General features: G+C 37.4%; 21 protein-coding genes. 5 read left to right on the top strand and 16 right to left on the bottom strand.

The window, feature by feature from the left end; all coding sequences use genetic code 11:
• Window positions 1–9: 9 nt before the first annotated feature.
• From ACZZZW_RS04265 to ACZZZW_RS04250, 4 genes are all read left to right on the top strand, one after another.
• The gene (locus tag ACZZZW_RS04265; protein WP_055908753.1) at window positions 10–597 is read left to right on the top strand and encodes a Crp/Fnr family transcriptional regulator; all 588 of its coding nucleotides are present in this window, start codon (window positions 10–12) and stop codon (window positions 595–597) included.
• Between the two features lie 177 nt (window positions 598–774).
• Window positions 775–1,305, top strand: coding sequence for a YceI family protein (locus ACZZZW_RS04260; protein WP_463492369.1), 531 nt, complete (start codon window positions 775–777; stop codon window positions 1,303–1,305).
• A gap of 67 nt (window positions 1,306–1,372) precedes the next feature.
• The gene (locus ACZZZW_RS04255) at window positions 1,373–2,242 is read left to right on the top strand and encodes a pirin family protein (protein WP_463492368.1); all 870 of its coding nucleotides are present in this window, start codon (window positions 1,373–1,375) and stop codon (window positions 2,240–2,242) included.
• Window positions 2,243–2,529: 287 nt separating this feature from the next.
• Window positions 2,530–5,934, top strand: coding sequence for a glycosyltransferase (locus ACZZZW_RS04250; RefSeq protein ID WP_463492367.1), 3,405 nt, complete (start codon window positions 2,530–2,532; stop codon window positions 5,932–5,934).
• 251 nt (window positions 5,935–6,185) lie between these two features.
• On the opposite strand, the gene ispF is transcribed toward ACZZZW_RS04250, so the two are convergent.
• Both ispF and porV read right to left on the bottom strand, forming a co-directional pair.
• Complete coding sequence (gene ispF, locus ACZZZW_RS04245; RefSeq protein WP_463492366.1) at window positions 6,186–6,665, bottom strand: 2-C-methyl-D-erythritol 2,4-cyclodiphosphate synthase; 480 nt, start codon at window positions 6,663–6,665, stop codon at window positions 6,186–6,188.
• A 20-nt stretch (window positions 6,666–6,685) separates the two neighbouring features.
• Window positions 6,686–7,873, bottom strand: a complete 1,188-nt coding sequence (gene porV, locus ACZZZW_RS04240) for a type IX secretion system outer membrane channel protein PorV (protein ID WP_463492365.1) — start codon at window positions 7,871–7,873, stop codon at window positions 6,686–6,688.
• Between the two features lie 661 nt (window positions 7,874–8,534).
• Here porV and ACZZZW_RS04235 point away from each other — a divergent pair.
• On the top strand, window positions 8,535–10,223 hold the full coding sequence (locus ACZZZW_RS04235) for an SUMF1/EgtB/PvdO family nonheme iron enzyme (RefSeq protein ID WP_463492364.1): 1,689 nt from the start codon (window positions 8,535–8,537) through the stop codon (window positions 10,221–10,223).
• A gap of 115 nt (window positions 10,224–10,338) precedes the next feature.
• On the opposite strand, the gene ACZZZW_RS04230 is transcribed toward ACZZZW_RS04235, so the two are convergent.
• From ACZZZW_RS04230 to ACZZZW_RS04165, 14 genes are all read right to left on the bottom strand, one after another.
• A complete protein-coding gene (locus tag ACZZZW_RS04230) occupies window positions 10,339–10,839 on the bottom strand; it encodes an acyl-CoA carboxylase biotin carboxyl carrier protein subunit (protein ID WP_463492363.1) in 501 nt (166 codons plus the stop codon).
• 3 nt (window positions 10,840–10,842) lie between these two features.
• Window positions 10,843–11,460, bottom strand: coding sequence for a DUF4159 domain-containing protein (locus ACZZZW_RS04225; RefSeq protein ID WP_463497711.1), 618 nt, complete (start codon window positions 11,458–11,460; stop codon window positions 10,843–10,845).
• Between the two features lie 86 nt (window positions 11,461–11,546).
• Window positions 11,547–12,251, bottom strand: coding sequence for a 16S rRNA (uracil(1498)-N(3))-methyltransferase (locus ACZZZW_RS04220; protein WP_463492362.1), 705 nt, complete (start codon window positions 12,249–12,251; stop codon window positions 11,547–11,549).
• An 8-nt stretch (window positions 12,252–12,259) separates the two neighbouring features.
• Window positions 12,260–13,684 (bottom strand): hemolysin family protein, encoded by a 1,425-nt coding sequence (locus tag ACZZZW_RS04215; protein ID WP_082458745.1) that lies wholly within the window; start codon window positions 13,682–13,684, stop codon window positions 12,260–12,262.
• Window positions 13,684–14,235, bottom strand: a complete 552-nt coding sequence (locus ACZZZW_RS04210; protein ID WP_055908779.1) for an inorganic diphosphatase — start codon at window positions 14,233–14,235, stop codon at window positions 13,684–13,686. The genes ACZZZW_RS04215 and ACZZZW_RS04210 overlap by 1 nt, the downstream gene beginning before the upstream one ends.
• A gap of 2 nt (window positions 14,236–14,237) precedes the next feature.
• On the bottom strand, window positions 14,238–14,897 hold the full coding sequence (locus tag ACZZZW_RS04205) for a DedA family protein (protein ID WP_055908782.1): 660 nt from the start codon (window positions 14,895–14,897) through the stop codon (window positions 14,238–14,240).
• Window positions 14,898–14,944: 47 nt separating this feature from the next.
• On the bottom strand, window positions 14,945–16,318 hold the full coding sequence (locus ACZZZW_RS04200) for an NADH-quinone oxidoreductase subunit N (RefSeq protein WP_055908785.1): 1,374 nt from the start codon (window positions 16,316–16,318) through the stop codon (window positions 14,945–14,947).
• A gap of 3 nt (window positions 16,319–16,321) precedes the next feature.
• Window positions 16,322–17,785: a complex I subunit 4 family protein gene (locus ACZZZW_RS04195; protein WP_463492361.1), complete on the bottom strand. Its 1,464-nt coding sequence runs from the start codon at window positions 17,783–17,785 to the stop codon at window positions 16,322–16,324.
• 20 nt (window positions 17,786–17,805) lie between these two features.
• The gene (gene nuoL, locus ACZZZW_RS04190; RefSeq protein ID WP_055908790.1) at window positions 17,806–19,707 is read right to left on the bottom strand and encodes an NADH-quinone oxidoreductase subunit L; all 1,902 of its coding nucleotides are present in this window, start codon (window positions 19,705–19,707) and stop codon (window positions 17,806–17,808) included.
• A gap of 13 nt (window positions 19,708–19,720) precedes the next feature.
• Entirely contained in the window at window positions 19,721–20,050 is a 330-nt protein-coding gene (gene nuoK / locus ACZZZW_RS04185; protein WP_055908793.1) for an NADH-quinone oxidoreductase subunit NuoK, read from the bottom strand.
• Window positions 20,050–20,553, bottom strand: coding sequence for an NADH-quinone oxidoreductase subunit J family protein (locus tag ACZZZW_RS04180; protein ID WP_055908796.1), 504 nt, complete (start codon window positions 20,551–20,553; stop codon window positions 20,050–20,052). The genes nuoK and ACZZZW_RS04180 overlap by 1 nt, the downstream gene beginning before the upstream one ends.
• Window positions 20,554–20,651: 98 nt before the next feature.
• Window positions 20,652–21,155, bottom strand: a complete 504-nt coding sequence (locus tag ACZZZW_RS04175; RefSeq protein ID WP_025146332.1) for a NuoI/complex I 23 kDa subunit family protein — start codon at window positions 21,153–21,155, stop codon at window positions 20,652–20,654.
• A gap of 2 nt (window positions 21,156–21,157) precedes the next feature.
• Window positions 21,158–22,195 carry an NADH-quinone oxidoreductase subunit NuoH gene (gene nuoH, locus ACZZZW_RS04170; protein ID WP_055908799.1) on the bottom strand — a complete coding sequence of 346 codons (1,038 nt, stop codon included), beginning with the start codon at window positions 22,193–22,195 and terminating at the stop codon, window positions 21,158–21,160.
• Window positions 22,195–23,205 (bottom strand): NADH-quinone oxidoreductase subunit G, encoded by a 1,011-nt coding sequence (locus tag ACZZZW_RS04165; protein ID WP_029274750.1) that lies wholly within the window; start codon window positions 23,203–23,205, stop codon window positions 22,195–22,197. The genes nuoH and ACZZZW_RS04165 overlap by 1 nt, the downstream gene beginning before the upstream one ends.
• Window positions 23,206–23,279 lie beyond the last annotated feature (74 nt).

Genomic DNA, 23,279 nt, shown 5'->3' with positions numbered 1-23,279 from the left:
TCACAACTTATGATTCATCAGTTCCAAAAATATTTACAGGAAAAAATTGAGATTACTGATGAACAGTTCGAAAGCATATCATCTGTTTTAAAGGTTAAAAAATTCGAAAAAAACGAAATACTTCAGTATACCGGCGATAATTTTAAACACGGATATTTTGTAGGTAAAGGTTTGCTGCGTGCTTATTCGATTGATGCGAAAGGAAAAGAACATATTTTGCAATTTGCCCCAGAAAACTGGCTGGTATCCGACCGCAATAACATGAATAATGAGCCATCAATATTTTTTATCGATGCCATTGAAACCACAGAAGCTGTATTAATGCCCAATAATTTTATGGAAGAGGCAGCAAGGCAGGTACCTTGTTTGCAACCCATGCAAATCAGGCTGTTAAATAATTCTATCCGCTTTATGCAAAAAAGAATTAATATGCTTTTGAGTGCGACTGCTGAAGAACGTTACCTCGATTTTATAAAACTATATCCCAATCTTACCCTTCGTGTACCACAATGGATGATTGCATCATACCTCGGTATTACCCCCGAATCGCTTAGCCGGGTTAGAAAAGAGCTTGCAAATAAACATTTCAGGCCATAGCCAACTTTAAATGAGTGAATGGCATATTCAAAGTTGAACTAATAATATTATCTTTCTATCCAGCATTCAATCCTGCTTTCAATCTATCATTCCTTTCTTACCATACATCAATCTCTATTCAAAACCTGCGCTGTACTTTTGTGTTGTAAATATTAAACATCTCAAAAACAAAAAGATATGGCAACTACAAAATGGACATTAGATCCAACCCACAGCGAATTACAGTTTAAAGTAAAACACTTAATGATTACCACAGTAACTGGTAATTTAAAATCTTTCTCTGCAGAGTTATCATCTGAAGGTGATGAATTCGAAAATGCAGAAATTTCTTTCAAAGGTGACATTGGTTCAATTGATACCGGAAACACTGACCGCGATAACCACTTAAAAAGCGGCGATTTCTTTGATGCTGAAAACTTTGCACACATCGAATTTAAATCCAATTCAGTAAAAAAAGATGGTGATGATTATATCGTTAGCGGTGATTTAACCATCAAAGGCGAAACCAAACCAGTAAAATTAACAGCAGAGTTTGGTGGTATAGCTACCGATCCTTGGGGAAATACCAAAGCAGGATTTACTTTAAGCGGAAAAATTAACCGTTCTGAATTTGGTTTAACCTGGAATGCTGCGTTAGAAACAGGTGGTGTAATGGTGAGTGAAGAAGTTCGCATCTTAGGCGAATTACAGTTTGTAAAACAAGCATAGCGCGTAGAGCTAAGCGTATAGCGACACTATACGCTTAGCCCCATGCCTTATTTAACTATAAAAGGTAATGGAAACAAAACAAATAGAAAAAGTATTAAAAGCCCCTGCCCCACATATGGTTGGCGATGGTTTTAGGGTACACAATTTTTTTCCAAGCGGATATGAACTCAATATGAGTCCGTTTTTTTTAATGGATTATGGCTCAAAAATCGAGTTTTCTGCAAGGAAAGAACCAAGAGGTGTTGGTGTACACCCGCACAGAGGCTTCGAAACCGTAACTATTGCTTATCATGGCGCAGTTGCACATCATGATAGCTCAGGAAACAGTGGCGTAATTTATCCAGGCGATGTACAATGGATGACTGCCGCAAGTGGTATACTACATAAAGAATATCACGAAGAACAATACAGCCTGAATGGTGGCCCGTTTCAAATGGTTCAGCTTTGGATTAATCTTCCTGCAAAGGATAAAATGGGTAAACCAAGATACCAGGCAATTAAGCAGGCAGATATGGCGCACTTCGATTTACCTGAAAATGGAGGTAAAATCGAAATTATTGCAGGCAATTATCAGGGTATAAAAGGCAATGCCAAAACGTTTACTCCGATTGAATTGTATAATGCAAGGTTAAATAAAGGAGGTAAAGCTTCTTTTAATTTTCCTGCAGATTTTAATACCGGATTTATGGTAATTGAGGGCTCAGTGATTATTAATGAGCAAGAAACAGCATCTGTTAACGATTTTATCCATTTCTCAAATAAAGGTGAAGAAATACAGTTAGAAGCTTCAGAAAACAGTGTGGTATTGATTTTAAGTGGCCAACCTATTGACGAATCGATTGTGCAATATGGCCCTTTTTTAATGAATACCGAAGCGGAGATTCATCAGGCCATTGAAGACTATAACCAAGGAAGATTTGGTTATTTAGAGGAGTAAACTGATGATTTTACGGCTGAGATAGTTTTCAGCAGCTTAATATATAATCCCAATTTTTTAAAAAGGGAAAAAAGCCGGCAATTTTTTTTCAAAATCTGTCGGCTTTTTTTATGTTTATAATTGCTGCATTCTTTTTGTTCAGCACTTTATAAACTGTTAAATAAACAGATAAAAACAGTACCTTAGGTAAGAACTAACGATCTATAATCTCAACCATATCCCTTTAAAATCATTCATCCAATCTTCATATTCGTTAGTGACATTTGATTATAAATCAGAACAGAAAAATGTCCGGAAAACAAATATTTCAAACTGAAACTAAAAGACGCTGGCACACTTTTACATGGGTAAGCCGCACATTCTTTTTAGTTTTTATAGGCGCAATAATCTGCGTGGTGTACACCCTTTCATCTGTACAGGAACCAAATTTGCCTTTCATTAATACCAATTCGCCGTTAACGCAAAAACAGCTCGATAAATTAAAGAAATCACAGCAGTACAAAGATTTTACCATCGAGAAATCGAAACTTCAAAAAATAAAGAAAGATCGTGAGCACCGCATTTTAACCCATCGGGGCAACAGCAAACGCATAAACATGGCTTTTTATGTAAGTTGGGCTTCAACCGTTGGCAAATCGCTTCCTGATCTTAAAAGAAATATCGGTCATCTGGATATGGTGGCTACAGAATCATTCTTTTTGAATGGCGATTCTATTGTGGATAAGGCTGATACCGCGGCTTTAAAAGTAATCCATACAGCAAAAAAATCAGCCATCGCCGTGGTATCAAATTACAATAAAGACCATTGGGATGGCGCTGCAGTAAGGAGATTATTAAGCGATCAGCCTGCGCAACAAAAGTTGATTTACGACCTCATCGCCATCACTAAAAAATATGGATACAATGGCATAAATATAGATTTTGAAGAACTTAACCTTCAAAATAGTGACAGCTTTAATGCTTTTATGAAAAATCTTTACAGCCAGTTTCATGCAGAAAAACTGATTGTTTCTCAGGATATTTCGCCGGAAAACGATGATTATAAACCCGAAATACTTCAAAAGTATAACGATTACATTGTTTTGATGGCTTATGACCAGCATACTGAACAGAGTAATGCCGGCGATATCTCTCATCAGGAATGGGTAGAAGAAAAACTTGATGATATTTGCAGTAAAGTAGATGCCGACAAGGTGATTTTAGCCCTGGCCTGTTATGGTTACGATTGGCCAAATAATAGCGTTGGCAAATCGGTAACCTACGAAGAAGCAATGACCACAGCTGTTAATTTCAAAAGTAAAATAAACTATAACCCTGCCTCAGCCAATTTAAATTATAGCTACAATGATGGTAGTGGCATTAAACATGAAGTTTATTTTACCGATGCAGCAACTTACTTTAACCTGATCCGTAAGGCTGATGATTGGGATATTGCTGGTGTGGCACTATGGCGCCTGGGTTCGGAAGATAAACGTTTATGGTCTTTTATTTCTAACGACCTAAGTCTTGATACCTTAAAGAAAAAGCCGTTCGATTTGCGAAAAATTGCCTCACTAAACATGGGTGGTATATCGTACATCGGTGATGGAGAAATATTAGACCTGATTTCTACACCAACACCAGGAAGTGTAAAATTTACTTTAAATAAAGACAACTTCTCTATCGCTGATCAAAAATATACCAGGCTCCCTGAGCAATATGTAATTAAAAGATTTGGAGAGGCTGACAAAAAAATTGCGCTCACATTTGATGATGGTCCAGATCCGGTATACACCCCACAGGTACTCAGTATTTTAAAACAGGAAAAAGTACCTGGCTGTTTTTTCGTGGTAGGGATTATGGCCGAAAAAAACATGGAATTGCTTAGGCAAGAATACAATGATGGCTACGAAATTGGAAATCACACCTTTTTCCACCCCGATATGTCTGCAATTGGTCCGAGGCGAGTAAAGTTCGAGCTAAATGCCACCCGCAGGTTAATTGAAGCGGTTACCGGCCATAGTACCATTTTATTTCGCGCACCTTTTAATGCTGATGCTGAGCCACAAAACATTTCAGAAATTTTACCCGTTGCCCAAAGCCGTAAAGAGAATTACATCAACATTGGAGAATATATTGATCCTGAAGATTGGGAACCTGGCAAAACTGCTGATCAGATTTTTAATGAGGTGGTAAAACAACAAGATAATGGCAATATTCTTTTATTGCATGATGCTGGCGGAAACCGTGAAGCTACCGTTGCTGCTTTGCCCAGGATAATTAAATTTTTTAAATCAAAAGGTTACACTTTTACAACAGTTGGTGATTTAATGGGTAAGAAAAGGTCCGAATTGATGCCCGCAGTTAAATCTACAGCAAATAGTGGTTTTTCTGGCTCCGGAGATTATTTTTTTATTAATTTCTTCTATTATGGAAACATGGTTTTAAACATCATATTTTCTGTCGCTATTGTTTTGGCTATTTTAAGGACAATCTTTATTGCATATTTAGCCATCAGACAGCGAAAAAGAGCTAAAAGCAATGTCGGCAAATTAATCACAAATCCAACAGAAAAAGTAAGCATCATCATCCCCGCTTATAATGAAGAAGTTACCGCTGCGCAAACCATAAACAGCTTGTTAAAAACCACTTATCCCGATTTCGAGCTGATATTTGTAGATGATGGCTCAAAAGATAAAACCTTTGATATCATTAACGAACATTTTGGAAATCACCCGCAGGTAAAGGTTTTCAGAAAAGCAAATGGCGGCAAAGCATCGGCACTAAACTATGGTATATCAAAAGCAACTTCCGATTTTGTAGTTTGTATTGATGCCGATACTCAGCTAAAAGATGATGCAGTTACCGAGTTGATGCGCTATTTCTACAGCGATAAAATAGCTGCCGTAGCAGGAACGGTTAAAGTAGGCAATGCCAATAATATCATTACCAAATGGCAATCAATAGAATACATTACAGCTCAAAATATGGATAGGCGTGCTTTTGATCTGCTAAACACCATTACGGTTGTACCCGGTGCGATTGGTGCATTCAGAAAAAATGTAATTCTTGAAGTGGGTGGTTTTACCATTGATACCCTTGCAGAAGATTGCGATTTAACCATGCGCATTTTAAGGGCAGCTTACAAAGTTAAAAATTGTGATAGTGCAATTGCGTACACCGAAGCACCAGAAACCGTAAATATGCTGTTGAAACAGCGTTTCCGTTGGAGTTTTGGGGTGATGCAAAGTTTTTGGAAAAACAGGAAAACTTTACTTAATAAGAAATATGGCTACTTTGGAATGGTAGGAATGCCAAATATCTTAATTTATCAGATCATTTTACCGTTATTTTCACCGCTAGCCGATCTTTTCATGCTTATTTCGCTCATTAGCGGCTTGTTTTCATTAAGTGCGATCAATAATTTAACCTTAACAGGCTTTTCAGGTATATTAAGCTTACATAATGGTTTTGGCCAGGTACTTTTTTATTACATCATTTTTATTGTTATAGATATGATTTTTGCCGCTATAGCTTTCCGGATGGAAAAAGAAAAATACACGAATTTACTCTACATCTTTCCGCAACGTTTTTTCTGGAGGCAATTGATGTATGTTGTGCTGTTCCGCTCTTTCAGAAAAGCCATAAAAGGTGAATTGGAAACTTGGGGAACAATAAAAAGAACAGGTAACGTTAAAGAGCAGCTAGTTTAATGGCTGCTAATGGATATCTGTTGCATAAAACAGATAATGATTGTCAACGTTGGTGTTAAGTTATAAAAATTGGGGTGCAAATAATATTTACACCCCATAACTTCATTCCCAAATCAATTGGATAGCTTGGTAACTTAAAGGGAAATAAGATTTTCTCTTTCGTGCGAGTTGTATACCATTAGTTAGCTTTATCCTGATTTTTGCGTCTACTTACCCATTTCAGACTTCAGCGGAAGAAAATTTCAACACCGTTATGATTTTTCAATCAGACAAACGGCATAGGCAACCACACCTTCTTCCCTACCAATAAAGCCCATTTGCTCGTTTGTAGTGGCCTTAATTGAAATATCTTCTGTAGACATGCCTGTTGCATCGGCAATATGCTGTTGCATTGCAGGGATATGCGGATTAATTTTTGGAGCTTCAAGGCAAAGCATTGCATCGATATTTCCTATTTGCCACCCTTTTTCGGTCAATAACTTAACGGTTTCTTTCAATAAAATCAGGCTACTGATTCCTTTCCATCTATCATCGGTATTTTTAAAATGGAAGCCTATATCGCGAAGGTTCGCCGCACCTAATAGTGCATCGCAGATGGAGTGAAGTAATACATCAGCATCCGAATGCCCAAAAGCGCCCTTATGATGATCCAAAGTAACACCACCAACAACAAAAGGATGCTGATCTATTAATTGATGTACATCGAATCCGAAACCTACTTTAATTTTCATGTATATTTTGCTTTAATCTATTATCTTTTGCTTTTATTTTCGCCAAAGTTAAACAATAGACCAAAACGAAGGGTATTTGCAAGCGGACTGCTTTGCGCATTTGCAATTAAATAAGAAAAATCAATGTTAAAAATATTATACTTTAAGCCAAGGCCTAAGGTAAAATAACGGCTATCGCCCTTTTTAGGACTTTGATAATTGTAACCTGCCCGAACAGCAAATTGCTGGTTATACCAGTATTCTAAACCTGTAGAAATTCCTACTTCTTTCAATTCTTCGCTAAAACCACCTGGTGCATCGCTAAAAGAACCAAAAATACCTGCAGGCACCGAGCGGTTTGGATCCTTTCCGCTTACGATATTATTGTTCGAATCGTAAATCGGTTGTGTGGGTACCAATAGCTTGTTAAAATCCAGCGCAAAAGTGATCGTACTAAAATCATCTACGTTTACAGTAGATGCACCTCCAATCTTGAAATTGGTAGGTAGAAAGAAATTTTCGCCACCATCAGAATAACTCATTTTTGTCCCGATGTTCGAAATATTGGCACCAGCCGAAAGAATAGCCGGTTTACCGAATAATGTGGATGTTGTTTTGTACAATCCTGATACATCAACGGCAACAGCATTTCCTGAATGTACCTGACCAGAAGATGAAAACTGCCCTGAGGCCAAATTGGAATAAATATACCTTAGAGAGGTTCCGAGCGAAAATTCTTCGCCAAAATTACGCGCAAAAGAAACATCAAAAGCCAGTTCATTTGGATTGGAAATCCCAAGATCCTGCTGGTTGATATCGGTAAGCTGAATTGATCCTAAAGAAAAATAACGCAATGATGCACCAATGGTATTGCGGTCGTCTAATTTATAAAACCCACTAAGATAAGCGAGGTTAATATCAGGAACCAAACTTTTTAACCATGGACTATAGGAAACAGAAAAACCGTAAGGTTTATCCAAAAATGCAAGTTTAGCGGCATTAATACTGGCCGAATTTACATCACCTGCAACAGCTACCCCGGCATCACCCATTGCGCCAGCACGGGCATCGGGAGTAATAAGCAGAAATGGAACTGCCGTTACAATATTGTTTGCCTCACTACCATTTGTTTGGGTATTGCCTATGGTTACCTGAGCATTTGTTTTACCAAATACCAAGGCCATTGAGAGTGCAGAAAAAGCAAGTTTACTGATGTACTTGAAATTCATCCTTTAAAGGTACGTAATTTTAGATTTTGGTATTTAGCAATAACTGGAGAATATACCCTTTAACGTAAAACCAAAACTTATATTTCACCAAATTACGAATTCTATGATTATTTACTAATTAAACCTACGATTTTTACATACCGGTGTGACTGTAGATAATGTAAGTACAAAGCCAGTAGCAATTTAGCTAAATTATTGAATTCATATTTCTCAAATTTATCTTTTAACCACCTGGGATATTGCCCTGATCTATAAAAACCAATAAATCAAATATGGTTAATTTATTGATAATCTCCATCAAATAATTATAACAGAACTTTTAATTTTCAATTATTAAACCCTTCAACAGCTCCATAGCTGAAATATATTAATGGATCCCTTTATTTTATTGAGGTTGATTTGTAGAATTTTACACCACAACTCAAATTACTTTCTTTAAACAGACTACACAATTTTAAGATTAATTTATTTTATCTAGCTTATTTATAAATATTTAGCTAAATTTATACCTCAAAACTAAACAGACACAATACCACGTAAAATAATACATTATGCCTTAAAAATATATTCAATATTTTATTCTCACATTATTTATATATTCATTTAAAATTGTTTAATTTTATCGGTTGAATCCCCGTAGGAACGACATCGAACGTATTATATGAAAAAACTATTACTATATTCTTTTACCTGTTTGTCATTAGCAGCTCTACTTTCGGGTTGTAGCTCAAAAAGTGCCAGCTCAAGCAAAACAGGTATTCCTTATGCCGATAGGAAAAGCAAAAACAACCAATCTGGTGCGTTTGCTGTAGCAACACAATACAAAAGGGCACCAGGACCGGGTTTAATTCCGATTGAAGGCGGAGTTTTGGTAGTAGGTGGCAGTGCCATTGAAGTACCTGGTGTAGAGCCAAATATTTATAATTATAAAAGGCAGGTAACGGTGCCGTCTTTTTATATGGATGAAACCGAAGTTTCGAATACCGACTGGTTAGAATACCTGCACTGGATCCGTTATAACTTTCCAGAAGATCGCGAATTTTACTACAATGAGCTGCCGGATACTTTAGTTTGGCGCCAGGCTTTATCTTATAACGAACCTTATGTTGACAATTACTTAAGGCATCCGGCTTATCGCGATTATCCTGTTGTAGGTGTTTCGTGGGAACAGGCTTCACGGTATTGCGAATGGAGAACGTCCAGAGCAAACGAATTTATTTTACGTGAGAAAGGTATCTTAACAGATTACAAAACTTTAGCTGGCAACGGTAGAGGAAACAATAACAATGCAACCGCTGCGGCTACGCCAAAACCATCTAAACCTTTTAATACTGATGCTTATTTAAATAACCAGTATGATGATAAGGGTAAAAATGCACCGATTGATTACAATACTCAATCTGGAGCGGCTACTTCAACTGCTGGTGGTACAGCGGCTACAGGCGGAGGTAGAAACAATCAGCCAAGAAGAACTGCAACGCTTGAAGATGGTGTAATTATGCAGCCTTACCGCCTACCAACAGAAGCCGAATGGGAATATGCTGCTTTGGGTTTAATTGGCAATACAGAATACGAAAACATCAACCAAAACAAAATTTACCCTTGGAACGGTTTGGGTGTGAGTTCTGCAAAAAAGAAAACCAGAGGTATGATTCAGGCCAACTTTAAAAGGGCTCCTGGAGATTATATGGGTGTTGGTGGTTCATTGAATGATAAAGGAGATTTAACTGTTCCGGTTATTCAATATACGCCAAATGATTTCGGTTTGTATAATATGGCCGGTAACGTAAATGAGTGGGTAAATGATGTTTACAGAACTGCTACTTTTACTGATGCTGATGCATTTAACCCATATCGTGGTAACTATTTCACCAATAAAAAATTAGAAGATTCGCAAAGCGGCAAAATTGCCCTTGATAAATATGGCAACCCGATTAAGGAAAATGCATATGCGGGCAGAAAACAAACCTGGGCAGAAAAACAAGCTCAGGCAAAACGTTCTGATTCAATTTCAAAATCGACAGATCCTCAAGCTACATCAGCTACTGCTTCAACAAGTTATCAGGCCGATCAGAGGGGTTACCGTGATAGACAAAATACTTTATTGAATGAAGAAGGCGTTACACTAGTGAACGATAAATCCAGAGTATATAAAGGCGGTTCATGGAACGATATGGCTTACTGGTTAAACCCTGCAACACGACGTTTTATGCAACAGGATGAATCATCTGCAGAAGTTGGATTCCGTTGTGCTATGACAATGCTTGGTGCGCCTGAGATTAGTACCGCTGGTAAAAGAAGTTTTAAAAACCCTCCACAAAAACCTTACAGGGTTAGCAGAGGTAAATAATAAAAAAGTCCCGATGAAAATCGGGACTTTTTTTATGTCTTATAGTTTGTAGTCTACTTCGACTAATTTAAATGAAACTCGTCATCTCGACTGAAGCGATATGACGTACTTTGAATTACTTAAACTGAATCAAAATCTGATTTTTCTCTACCTTATCACCTTGTTTAATTAGTATCTTCTTAACTACTCCATCCGTTGAGGATTTTAATATATTTTCCATTTTCATGGCCTCGAGGATAAGCAGGTTATCGCCTTTTTTTACTTCGGCATTTTCTTCTACCAATACTTTAAGTACCAAGCCAGGCATGGGCGCTTTAATTTCAGACACTTTATTTGTAGCTAAATTATCTAATCCAAGCTGCTTTAATAAAACATCAAACTGATCTTCGATACTAAGCTGGTAAATATTCCCATTGACTTTTATTTTACAGGTTTTATCTGTTTTATTAAGTTCTACAAGCTCAGTATTAAAAGATTTATGCTCATATAAAACATGGGCATTATTATTTCCCAAGGTGCTTAAATCAAGCTGCACAGGTTTGCCATTAACCAAAAAAGCTGAATCTTTTTGCTCAACTTCAAATACAAATTGATCATTTACTTTTATTTTATGCATAGCTTATTGAGTTAAGGCGTACTGAACCAGATTCGCGCCCATTTTAAGCGCTTTAGTTCTCGTTTCTTGTGTATCTTCAGGGTAAGTACCGAAATCTTCCCAACCGTTGCCTAAATCGCACTCATAGGTGTAATAACAAACTACCCTTCCTTTATATACTAAAGCAAATCCTTGTGGCCTTTTGTTATCATGTTCATGAATTTTCGGTAAGCCGCCCGGAAACTTAAATTTCTGGTTGTATATGGCATGATTTGCAGGCAATTCGACAAAATTCAGCTCAGGAAACACTTTTTTCATTTGTGGCCTGATAAATTTGTCCAATCCGTAGTTATCATCAATGTGCAAAAATCCTCCACCGGTAAGATACTGTCTTAAATTTTTCACTTCCTGATCGCTAAAAACCACATTTCCATGCCCGGTTATATAAACAAAAGGATAATTGAAAATTTCTTTAGAGCCAACTTCAACTATGCTTTCTTCGGCATAAAAATTAGTTTTCAAATTAGCGTTACAGTATGCTATTAAATTTGGCAACGCGGTTCTGTCTGCATACCAATCGCCACCACCACTGTATTTTAATTTTGCCATCCGGTAGGTTGGCGGAGTGAAAGCGAAAAGCATAAAGCTAAAAGCTAAAAGACCAAAGCTGAAAGACCAAAGCTGAAACCTGGAAAACTGAAAACTGAAAACTGAAAACTTCAAATTGATTATCGGTTAAGGTAATTGATTTCAAAACAAACAGCTAACGCAGCAGTTTCAGTGCGTAATCTGTTATCACCTAAAGTTAATGCTTTAAAGCCTTTGTTCAAAGCTAAATTAACTTCATCAGGTGTGAAATCTCCTTCGGGACCAATAAGAACCAGATATTTTTGATGTGGGCTGATAAGATTGGAGATATATTGCTTTTCACCACTATCAATGCAATGTGCAATTAACTGCTCTCCTTCAAAAGGAGTTTTTAAAAACGTATCGAAAGAAACAGCATCATTTAATTTTGGATGATAAGCTTTTATCGACTGTTTTACGGCAGAAGTAATTACTTTGTTCAAGCGGTCTTCTTTAACCACTCTACGCTCTGATCGATCAGTAATAATTGGTGTAATTTCATCAATTCCCAATTCGGTGGCTTTTTCTAAAAACCATTCCATCCGATCGATATTTTTTGTGGGGGCAACGGCAATATGCAAATAATGGTTTCTTTTATGAAACTCGGTTTCTACATTTAATATTGATAAGGTAACTTTTTTTGGATTATCGGAAGTAATTTCAGCAGTGTATAAACCACCTTTTCCATCAACCAGGTTCACAATTGTACCAACGGCCAGCCGAAGTACCCTAACGCAATGTTTGCTTTCTTCTTCGTTAAGCGTATAGGTATTTTGGGTAATATCTGGTGTATAAAAAATATGCATAGTTGAAATTAGTGATTATCAACCATATCTTCTTTACTGATAACCAACTCTAATTTAATGGTTTCGATGTTCTGCTCTGTCTTTTTTAGAATAGTGAACAGATAACCATAAGATTCGTTGCTTTCGCCAACCTCTGGAATACGTTCAAAAACGTGAGAAACCAAGCCCCCGATAGTATCGAAATCCTCATCTTCAGGCAAATCATGAGGCAGATATTCATTAACATCATAAACCGTAGCAAATGCATTCACGATAAATTCGTTATCAGATACTTTTTCTACCAATGGTTTTTCTTCATCATATTCATCCTGAATTTCGCCCACCAGTTCTTCAACAATATCTTCCAAAGTAACCATACCTGCTGTACCACCAAATTCATCGAGTACAATAGCAATCTGGATGCGGTTGCTTTGCAATTCACTCATTAAATCGTTTATTTTTTTGGTTTCCGTTACAAAATAAGGTTTACGGATAATGTCATTCAATGTCCAATGTTGATTACCGGCTGCAACCAATGGCAAAATATCTTTTGCGTGGATAATCCCCACAATTTTGTCCATGATTTCATCGTAAACAGGTAATCGCGAATAGCCTTCCTTAATAATGGTATCAATTACTTCCTCTTTAGGCGAAGTAAGTTCAATGCCTGAAATTTTGGTTCTTGGCACCATGATATTCTTAACTACACGCTCGTTAAAATCGAATACGTTTTTAATCAGTTCATGTTCGTTATTATCCAAGGCGCCGCTTTCCTTGCCCTGATCGAGCAGGTATTGCAATTCTTCAGTGCTGTGGATTGATTCGTGCCCGCCTGAGGTATCGATACCAAAAGGTTTAAGGATTATTGCAGCCAAACTGTTCAATGTCCATATTGCGGGCCTTAATACAACGTAAAATATCTGTAGCGGGATGGCAACAAAAAGCGTTGTGGCTACCGGTCTTTGAATAGCGAACGATTTAGGGGCAAGCTCACCAAATACAATGTGCATAATGGTAATGAGCGAAAAAGCCACAATTGTTGATGCGGTATGAATGGACGCATCACTTAAGCCCCATTGTAAGCTATCGAAAAGATTTTTAAAGATAGTATGCATAACGCCTTCACCTACCCAACCCAGGCCAAGAGATGCAAGCGTTATACCTAACTGTGTGGCGGCCAGATATCCATCAAGATTGTGGATAATGCCTTTGGCCATTTTGCCTACGCGGCTGCCTGTTTTTGCCTTAATCTCGATTTGTGATGCGCGGACTTTTACAATTGCAAACTCTGCAGCAACAAAAAAACCATTAAGTAACACCAAAAATAATGCAAAGAATAATCGCCAGCCAACAGAACCTGTATCTGGTTCTTGTAAAGCAACCAAAACTACGTTTGTGGGCAGGATTGCACTTAACTCAAAATTTAAAAACAAACATACCGTGGGTAAATCCATTAAGCCAATTCTCTAAATGTTGTGTTATAAAGTTCTATGCTTTCTTTAATTACTTTATGCGCATAACGAACACCAAGTAAATGTTCGATAGTTACATTTTTATCTTCTAATGCTTTATAATCCTGAAAGAAACGAACAATTTCTTTCATTTGATGCGGAGGTAATTCATCTAAATCGTTGATGTAGTTTACAGACATATCGTGAGCTGCAACTGCAATGATTTTATCATCCTGCTCACCATTATCTACCATGTGCATTACACCTACTACCTTAGCCTCAATCAATGTCATAGGATATACATCCACTGAGCAAAGCACTAAAATATCTAACGGATCTTTATCATCACAATATGTTTGTGGAATAAAGCCATAATTTGCAGGATACATTACTGACGAAAAAAGAACCCTATCCAATTTAATCAGACCTGATTCTTTATCTATTTCGTATTTTGCTTTTGAACCTTTTGGAATTTCAATAATTGCATTTACAACCTCTGGAAGGTTTGAACCAGGAGATACGCTATGCCACGCGTGATGATCGTCTTTTGCCATTTCTAATTTAAATCTGTTTTATCCTCTTCAGGGCCACTTACTACTTTACTTTTTACAAAGGTAATTAATAATGGTATAGTTGTAATAAGGATAAAGCCAATAATAATATATAATAAATAATCGTTAATTTCTTTTTCAAACTTTCTGCCCAAAAAATAACCGAGCAGAGTTAAGGAGCAGATCCAAAGTACGCCGCCAACAATATTGTACAAAGCGAACTTTTTAAAATCCAGCCGTACCACGCCTGCAAAAATCGGTGCAAAAGTTCTTACAATCGGCACAAACCTTCCCATGATGAGCGCAAAGGCACCTTGTTTGTGATAATAATCTTCTGCTGCCTTTAAATATTTCTTCTTAAAAAAGAAACTATCTTTTCTGGTATACAGTACAGGCCCTGTTTTACGCCCAAACCAATACCCGGTAAAATTACCTGAAATTGCAGCTACACACAATCCGGCTAAAAGTACAGCAATGTTAACATCCAGTTTACCTGTTGCAACAAACATTCCTGCTAAAAACAATAAATAATCGCCGGGAAGAAAAAAACCAAAGAACAGGCCCGTTTCTGCATAGATTACGAATATGACTAGATAGAAACCGCCCTCCCTCAATAATTTCTCGGGGTCAAGTAGTTGATGCAGGTTATTCCAAAAATCGTGCATATTCAATTATTCGTAAAACTACAAATAATTATTAAAGAACAGCATACCTATATCACGTTTAAAATAATTGCAGGGTAAATACCTAAAATAAGTGTGATTATTACTGATACCAGCAGCACAACTTTATATTGTGCAGGTGTAGAAAGCTCAGTTTCAGCACCATCTTTAAACCACATGGCAACAATTACCTTAAAATAGTAATAGAAACCAACCAAAGCGTTTAAAATCGCAAATGCAACCAATAAGGTATTATACTCTGTCATTACATTGAGAAACATTAAATATTTCCCGATGAAACCTGCAGTTAACGGAATTCCGGCCAGAGAAAGCATTGAAATGGTTAGGCATAATGCCACCAGCGGATTTTTCTTTCCTAAGCCATTAAAACTCTCAAAGCTATCGCTACCGGTTTTTTGTTTAACCAGAATGAGCACAGCAAATGCGATAATTGATGCAAAAGTATAAGCCGCGGCATACACCAAAACATTGTTGCCTGAGTTTTTGGTTAAAACAATAAGTGAAAACAACAGATAACCTGCATGTGATATACTGGAATAAGCCAGCATGCGCTTAAAATTCTTTTGGAAAAGGGCAGTTACATTTCCGATAAATAACGTTAAACAAACGATAACCATCAATGGTGCAACCCAGAAATCGTGTAATGGGGCAAGAGAACCAGCAAATAACCTTAAAAATGCCGCAAAACCAGCTGTTTTAACCACTGTACTCATGAAAGTAGTGATCAGGGATGGTGAACCTTCATATACATCGGGCGTCCAGAAGTGAAAAGGAGCAGCACCGATTTTAAAGCATAAACCGATCATCATTAAAATTACACCTGGATAAAAAATTGGCGATATTGATGTGGTATTATCAACAAGATATGATTGGATTTTATCTAAATCGAACGAACCTGTTGCACCATAAATTAAAGTGATGCCAAACAATAAAAAGCCTGTTGAAAAAGCTCCCATTAAGAAATACTTCAGAGAGGCTTCGTTTGAGGCAAAATCTTTTTTACGGATACCTGCGAGGATATATAAGCTTACCGACATGATTTCCAGGCCTACAAACAACATGGCCATATTTTTATAAGATACCATCATGATCATTCCGGCAAGCGCAAAAAGGATCAAAGTATAATATTCGGCTATGTTATCGCTTTTGGCGTGAAAATAGTTTTGTGTGAGTAAGAAAATCAATAAGGTGCCAACAATACAAACCGCTGAAAATGCAAGGGCGAAATTATCAGTCTGCATCATTCCGAAATGAACTGCATTGCCATTCCATGCAGAAAACGTAAATCCTAGCGCAGTAAGTAAGCCAACAACGGTAAGTGGTAGTAATGCTTTATTTGCCTTAAACAAACCTGCATAAAGCACTATAAAAGCTGTTATACTAATGGTTATAATAATATTCATTGCTTAATTTACTGTGTTTAATTTTTGATTTACCTGTTCTAATAAATGTTGTACAGATGCCTCTGTTAAGTGCAAAACTGGTTTAGGATAAACTCCTAAAATAATAATTAATGCACATATGGTATAAAGAACCAATTTTTCGGTTCCTTTAATATCAGTGAAAGTGATGGTTAAACTATTGGTTTCGCCCAGCATTACATTTTGGTACATGCGCAACATATAAACCGCGCCAAAGATGATGGTTAATCCTGCAATTGCAGCTGCCCAGATGCCATAGTTATAAACGCCCATTAGCAATAAAAATTCGCCAATAAAGCCATTTGTACCTGGCAAAGCTACCGTTCCTAAAACTATGATTAAAAAGGTAATGGCCAATTGAGGTGCTACTTTAGCAATCCCACCCAATTCTTCTATTTTATTTGTTTTTACGCGGGAAAAAATAATATCCAAAACGAAGAATAACCCTACTACGTTAATACCATGACTTAACATTTGTACCATTGCACCCTGCATGCCTTGTTGGTTAAAAGCAAAGATACCAGCAGAAATTAATCCTACGTGGGCAATAGATGAGTAAGCTACTAAACGTTTTGCATCTTTTTGTGTAAATGCAATTATTGATGCATAAACAATACCTATAATGGATAAAATAATAGCTAGCTGACCCCAATCGTGAACTCCTGCCGGAACAATTGGTAATAACCATCTAATTACACCATAAATACCCATTTTTAACATGATACCCGATAATAACATGGTTCCTTGTGCAGGAGCTGCTGTATATGTATCTGGCTGCCAGGTGTGGAAAGGGAAAATTGGCATTTTTATCGCAAAAGCAATAAAGAAAGCCCAAAAAATCCATCCTTGTTGTGCACTGTCTAAATTTAAAGCGTAAAATGCCTGAATATCAAAATTGTGTGCCGGGTTTTGAAGGTATAGATAAATAATCCCCATCAACATAAACAATGATCCTGCGATGGTATACACAAAAAACTTCATGTTGATACGGACGCGGTCTTTTCCGCCCCAGATGGCACAGATAAAATATATCGGAATTAATGCTGCTTCCCATCCAATGTAAAATAGAAAAGCATCTAATGCAGTAAAAACCAACAAAAGACCACACTGCATGAATAGAATAAGGGCATAAAATGCAGCCGGGCTTTTATATTCATGGTTGTAGCTTGATAGAATGATAATTGGCACCAGTAAATTGGTGAGCAACACCACGAGCATGCTGATACCATCGATACCCGCATGAAAATTGATACCCAAATCAGCAATCCAAGGCAAATTAACCTCAAACTGAGTACTTGCATTTGGAATGAAATTGCAGGCGATAACCAAAGCCAGGCCTAAAGAAGCAACCGAAAATACGGTTGAAACTATTTTTGCCGACTTACCCGCAAATGCTGTGATAATTGCACCTGTCAGCGGAAGAAATATAAGTAGTAAAAGTTGTTCCATTATTTAATTTTGAACCCTTTTTATATGTAATAAAATGTATAAGCAAGCAATGCGATGATACCGAATACCATCATAAATATATAGAAACCTACGTTTCCACTCTGTAACAAACGGATTCCTTTACTGGCTTCATTAGTGCTCCACCCTAACCCGTTCACAATTCCATCGATAAACTTGTTATCGATAATTCTATAAAAGAATTTCGAAAGTGCATCCAAAGGTTTAGTGATGATGAAATCGTAAATTTCATCTAAATAAAATTTATTGTATGATAGTTTTGCCAGTGCAGAGCGCGGTGCTTCATCAGCAACAGGAACGCGAGCTCCTCTTACATATCTACCATAAGCATAAAATAAGGCTGCTACAGCGGCAGTTACAGATATTCCCATTAAACCTATTTCAGTTGAGTGACTTAAATCTAATTCGTGTTGTGCTACTCCAGCTCCTGATAACCAATGAGCCAACCACTCGTTTCCACCAAAAATATGAGGGAAGTTGATTGCACCACCAATTGCGGCAAGAATAGCCAAAATGATTAAAGGCAAAGTCATCGCTGTTGGCGATTCGTGTACATGACTTTCTTCATGGTGTGTTCCACGGTATTTGCCAGAGAAAGTTAAGAACATCATTCTGAACATATAAAAAGCGGTCAAAAAAGCTGTTAATACTCCAACTCCCCATAAAACCGGACTAGCCTGGAAAGCGTGTGCTAAAATTTCATCCTTTGAGAAGAAACCCGAAAACGGTGGTAAACCTGAAATGGCAATTGTACCGATCATCATGGTTAAAAATGTAACCGGAAGTTTCTTTCTCAATCCACCCATATGGCGCATATCCTGCTCATGATGCATGGCGTGGATAACCGAACCAGCACCTAAGAATAATAATGCTTTAAAGAATGCGTGGGTTAATACATGGAAGAACGAACCCGTGTAAGCACCAACACCTAAACCTAAAAACATATATCCCAATTGCGATACTGTTGAATAAGCCAATACTTTTTTGATATCTGTTTGCGTAAGCGCAATAATTGCTGCCACTAATGCTGTTGCTGCGCCTACAATTGCGATAATGTGTTGTGTTAGTGGCGCAAGATCGAACAATACACTCGAACGTGCAATCATATAAATACCAGCTGTAACCATGGTAGCTGCATGGATCAAAGCCGAAACCGGCGTCGGCCCGGCCATTGCATCTGGTAACCAGGTAAACAATGGCAACTGTGCAGATTTACCGCAAGCACCTATAAATAATAAGATGGTAATTAAAACCAAAGGATTATGGCCTGGTAACATGTTTGCCGCCTGAGGAAAAATTTTAGAGAATTCGACACTTCCGAAGAAATTGAAAATCAAGAATACACCAAGCAAAAATCCTAAATCGCCGATACGGTTCATTACAAAAGCTTTTTTTGCTGCCGATGCATAAGCCGTATTGGTGTACCAGAAACCGATTAAAAGGTAAGAGCATAAACCTACTCCTTCCCAACCGATAAACATTACGATATAGTTTGAACCCAATACCAATAAAAGCATGAAGAATACAAACAGGTTAAGGTAGCTAAAAAATTTACCAAAGCCAGCATCATCGTGCATGTAGCTGGTAGAATATAGGTGGATTAAAAAACCAATTCCGGTAATGATTAAAAGCATGATTGAGCTTAAAGGATCTACCAGAAAAGATAACGGAATGTGCAATTTACCAGCACTAATCCAATCAAATAAAAATACTTCGTGAGATTTTTGTGTGTCGCCTTGTAAACTAAAGAAAATAACTACGCTGATAATAAAAGAAGCCAGGATTACTCCACTTCCAATTATACCAACAAGTCCTTTAGATAAAGAGTTTCTGCCCAGTCCATTAATTACAAACCCTAAAAGAGGCAGTAACGGAACCAACCAAATCAATTGTTCTATTGTCATTCTTATTATATATTTACCACTTAAGGCGATTTAAAACATTAATATCTATCGATTTCGTATTCCTGTATACCATTACGATAATCGCCAAACCTACTGCAACTTCTGCAGCGGCTAAAGCCATAATAAAGAATACGAAAACCTGTCCGGATGGATCGTTGCTATGAACCGAAAACGCAGTTAACAGTAAGTTTACAGCATTAAGCATCAGCTCAACGGACATAAAAATTACGATGGCATTTCTGCGTGTTAGTACACCTATTACGCCAATAGAAAAAATGATGGCACTTAAATAAATGTAGTGGTTTAGCGGAACGCCTTGAAGTTGTGATGTTAAATTTTCCATTATGCTTCTACTTCATCTCTTTTAGATAATAAAACGGCTCCAACCATTGCTGCCAACAGTAATAGAGATGATAATTCGAATGGTAATAAAAATGGGCCGAAAAGTTCTTTACCTAAATTTTCTACCAGTCCTAATCCTGGATTTTTTAAGATCAATGGACTTGTAATGCTTGCTGATTTTAGCGAACCGATTAAGGTTACTACCAAACAACCGCCTGCAATTACACCTACAATTTTAATTAGCGGTGATTTACTAGGCTCAGTTTCATTGTTCAGGTTAAGCAACATTAATACGAAAAGAAAGAGTACCATAATTGCCCCCATGTAAACAATAAAGTTTACCACTGCCAAGAATTGTGCATTTAAAAGCACATAGTGAACAGTGAAGGTAAAAAAGGTAAGAATTAAGTAGAGCACGCTGTGGATCGGATTTTTTGCAAAAATCACAAGCAGCGAAAAGATGATACTTAATGTGGCTACGAAATAGAATACTTGTGTACTCATTAATTGTTTATTTATTTATTTGTTTTCGTCACCCTGAATTTATTTCAGGGTCTTGCTTAAGAGATGCTGAAATAAATTCAGCATGACGATTCTATATACTATTTTTTCATTTCCAACGGAGCCTCTACCAACTTATCTTTCCCGTAAATAAAATCTTTACGTAAATAATCAGCCGGAACAATTGGTCCATCTAAATAAATTGCTTCTTTAGGGCAAGCTTCTTCACATAACCCACAAAAAATGCAACGCAACATATTGATTTCATAAGTTGCTGCATATTTTTCCTCACGGTATAAATCCTTCTCTTCAGGTTTACGTTCGGCTGCAATCATTGTAATGGCCTCTGCCGGACAAGATAAAGCACATAAACCGCAAGCAGTACAACGCTCTTTACCGTTTTCATCACGTTTTAACGAGTGCATGCCTCTAAAGTTGGTAGAAAATTCGCGTTCTACCTCCGGATATCTTATTGTAGCCTCTTTTTTAAATAAGTGACTGATGGTAATGCCCATACCCTTAGCAATTGCCGGCAGGTACATACGCTCCATAAAGCTCAATGGCTTTTGTTCCAGTACTTTTTTCTTATTACTTAATGATTCCATAATTAAAACTTCTCAATAATCGCAATCACAACACCTGTTATTATAATATTGGCAATTGCCAAAGGTATTAAACCTTTCCAACCTAAATTCATCAATTGATCGTAACGGAAACGAGGGATTGTCCAACGTACCCACATGAAGAAAAAGATGAATATGCATATTTTAGCAAAGAAAACTGCTGTACCAAAAAGTGGTGCCCAGGTTGGTCCTAACCATACCGCCATAGAATCCATACCAGGATAATTGTAACCACCCCAATATAAAGCTGCCATAACAGCAGATGATACAAACATATTGATATACTCCGCAAATAGGTAAAAACCCAATTTCATTGAAGAATATTCGGTATGATAACCACCAATCAGCTCAGTTTCACACTCGGGTAAATCGAACGGGGCACGATTGGTTTCTGCAAAAGAACACACCATAAAAATGATGAATCCAAGTGGCTGATATAACACATTCCATCTCCAACCATGTTGCTGATCAACAATTTCTTTTAAGCTTAGCGTATTCGTCATTAAAAGCAAAGCGATAATTGATAATCCCATTGCAATTTCATAACTGATGTTTTGTGATGCTGCACGGATTGCACTTAATAACGAGTACTTGTTATTTGATGCCCATCCACCGATCATTACACCATAAACACCCAGTGAAACCACTCCAAAGATATACAAAACACCTACATTGATATCAGCTACCTGTAAGGAAACCGTTTTGCCTGCAATTAAAACCGGGCTTCCCCACGGAATTACTGCGGTACCAATACAGGCACAAAGCAATGCCAAACCCGGGCCGGCGATAAATAAAAATCTGTTTGATGATGTTGGAATAATTTCTTCTTTCATAAACATTTTAACACCATCTGCCAGCGGTTGTAAAATACCAAAGGGGCCAGCTCTGTCTGGTCCTAAACGATCTTGTAAATATGCGGCAACTTTACGTTCTGCATAAGTAGAATACATGGCAATAACTAAACTGATGCCGAAAATTACAGCTACCAGGATAAATTTTTCTATAACAAAAGCGCTATCCATTAGTATTTAACTGTTTTATGTAATTCAATTTCATTTGCAGCTTGTAGTGCCTCATTTGGCTGAATAACGTGCAAAGGTTTTAATGTTTCGTAGTGGTTTGATGCAATTACCGAAGTATCATCAATATGAGTAGGGTGTTCGATTACCCAATCAGCCGTTGCTTTTTTATCAAAGCGGCAAGTATTACAGATAAACTCTTCTACTTCTCCAAACTGATCTTTACGTGCAGTAACACGTAAAACATCTGCTCCTTTATACCAAAGGGTTACTTTACCATTGCATTTTTCGTGATCGCAATCGCGGTGTGCGTCAACAGGTTTGGTAAACCAAACACGATTTTTAAAACGGAAAGTTTTATCTGTTAAAGCACCTACAGGGCAAACGTCAATTACATTTCCTGAGAAATCATTATCAACTGCCTGGGTAATGTAAGTAGAAATTTCTGAGTGATCGCCACGGTTTAAAATACCGTGAACACGTTTATTTGTAATCTGATCAGCTGTGAAAACGCAACGGTAGCATAATATACAGCGGTTCATGTGCAACTGGATCTTATCACCGATATCGATTCGCTCAAAAGTACGGCGCTCAAACTCATAACGTGTTTTTTGCAAGCCGTGCTCGTAACCTAAATTCTGTAAATCGCACTCTCCTGCCTGATCACAAACAGGGCAATCTAACGGGTGGTTAATCAATAAGATCTCTACAACTCCAGCACGCGCTTCCAAAACTTCTGGCGAAGTAATGTTAAGCACTTCCATTCCATCCATTACCGTTGTGCGGCAAGAAGCCACCAATTTAGGCATTGGGCGAGGATCTTTTTCCGAACCTTTAGTCACTTTTACAATGCAGGTACGGCATTTACCACCACTGCCTTGTAATTTAGAATAATAGCACATTGCTGGCGGAACAATATCCCCTCCGATTTGCCTTGCAGCATTCAGAATGGTAGTTCCGTTATCAACCTCTACTGTTATCCCATCTATCGTAACCTTAACTTTTTCACTCATGGTTAATGATATTCTTTTTATTTTTTATGCTCATCCCGTCATTGCGAGGCACGAAGCAATCTTTTTTTATAATT

This window comes from Pedobacter sp. AC379 (genome assembly GCF_979258145.1).
The sequence above is the reverse complement of the archived record's forward strand: the minus strand, read 5'-3'. Positions and strand labels throughout refer to the sequence as shown.

Coding starts and splice junctions, on each gene's coding strand:
- ACZZZW_RS04265 (WP_055908753.1), top strand. CDS start 10: ATGATTCATCAGTTCCAAAAATATTTACAGGAAAAAATTGAGATTACT.
- ACZZZW_RS04260 (WP_463492369.1), top strand. CDS start 775: ATGGCAACTACAAAATGGACATTAGATCCAACCCACAGCGAATTACAG.
- ACZZZW_RS04255 (WP_463492368.1), top strand. CDS start 1,373: ATGGAAACAAAACAAATAGAAAAAGTATTAAAAGCCCCTGCCCCACAT.
- ACZZZW_RS04250 (WP_463492367.1), top strand. CDS start 2,530: ATGTCCGGAAAACAAATATTTCAAACTGAAACTAAAAGACGCTGGCAC.
- ispF (WP_463492366.1), bottom strand. CDS start 6,665: ATGAAAATTAAAGTAGGTTTCGGATTCGATGTACATCAATTAATAGAT.
- porV (WP_463492365.1), bottom strand. CDS start 7,873: ATGAATTTCAAGTACATCAGTAAACTTGCTTTTTCTGCACTCTCAATG.
- ACZZZW_RS04235 (WP_463492364.1), top strand. CDS start 8,535: ATGAAAAAACTATTACTATATTCTTTTACCTGTTTGTCATTAGCAGCT.
- ACZZZW_RS04230 (WP_463492363.1), bottom strand. CDS start 10,839: ATGCATAAAATAAAAGTAAATGATCAATTTGTATTTGAAGTTGAGCAA.
- ACZZZW_RS04225 (WP_463497711.1), bottom strand. CDS start 11,460: ATGCTTTTCGCTTTCACTCCGCCAACCTACCGGATGGCAAAATTAAAA.
- ACZZZW_RS04220 (WP_463492362.1), bottom strand. CDS start 12,251: ATGCATATTTTTTATACACCAGATATTACCCAAAATACCTATACGCTT.
- ACZZZW_RS04215 (WP_082458745.1), bottom strand. CDS start 13,684: ATGGATTTACCCACGGTATGTTTGTTTTTAAATTTTGAGTTAAGTGCA.
- ACZZZW_RS04210 (WP_055908779.1), bottom strand. CDS start 14,235: ATGGCAAAAGACGATCATCACGCGTGGCATAGCGTATCTCCTGGTTCA.
- ACZZZW_RS04205 (WP_055908782.1), bottom strand. CDS start 14,897: ATGCACGATTTTTGGAATAACCTGCATCAACTACTTGACCCCGAGAAA.
- ACZZZW_RS04200 (WP_055908785.1), bottom strand. CDS start 16,318: ATGAATATTATTATAACCATTAGTATAACAGCTTTTATAGTGCTTTAT.
- ACZZZW_RS04195 (WP_463492361.1), bottom strand. CDS start 17,785: ATGGAACAACTTTTACTACTTATATTTCTTCCGCTGACAGGTGCAATT.
- nuoL (WP_055908790.1), bottom strand. CDS start 19,707: ATGACAATAGAACAATTGATTTGGTTGGTTCCGTTACTGCCTCTTTTA.
- nuoK (WP_055908793.1), bottom strand. CDS start 20,050: ATGGAAAATTTAACATCACAACTTCAAGGCGTTCCGCTAAACCACTAC.
- ACZZZW_RS04180 (WP_055908796.1), bottom strand. CDS start 20,553: ATGAGTACACAAGTATTCTATTTCGTAGCCACATTAAGTATCATCTTT.
- ACZZZW_RS04175 (WP_025146332.1), bottom strand. CDS start 21,155: ATGGAATCATTAAGTAATAAGAAAAAAGTACTGGAACAAAAGCCATTG.
- nuoH (WP_055908799.1), bottom strand. CDS start 22,195: ATGGATAGCGCTTTTGTTATAGAAAAATTTATCCTGGTAGCTGTAATT.
- ACZZZW_RS04165 (WP_029274750.1), bottom strand. CDS start 23,205: ATGAGTGAAAAAGTTAAGGTTACGATAGATGGGATAACAGTAGAGGTT.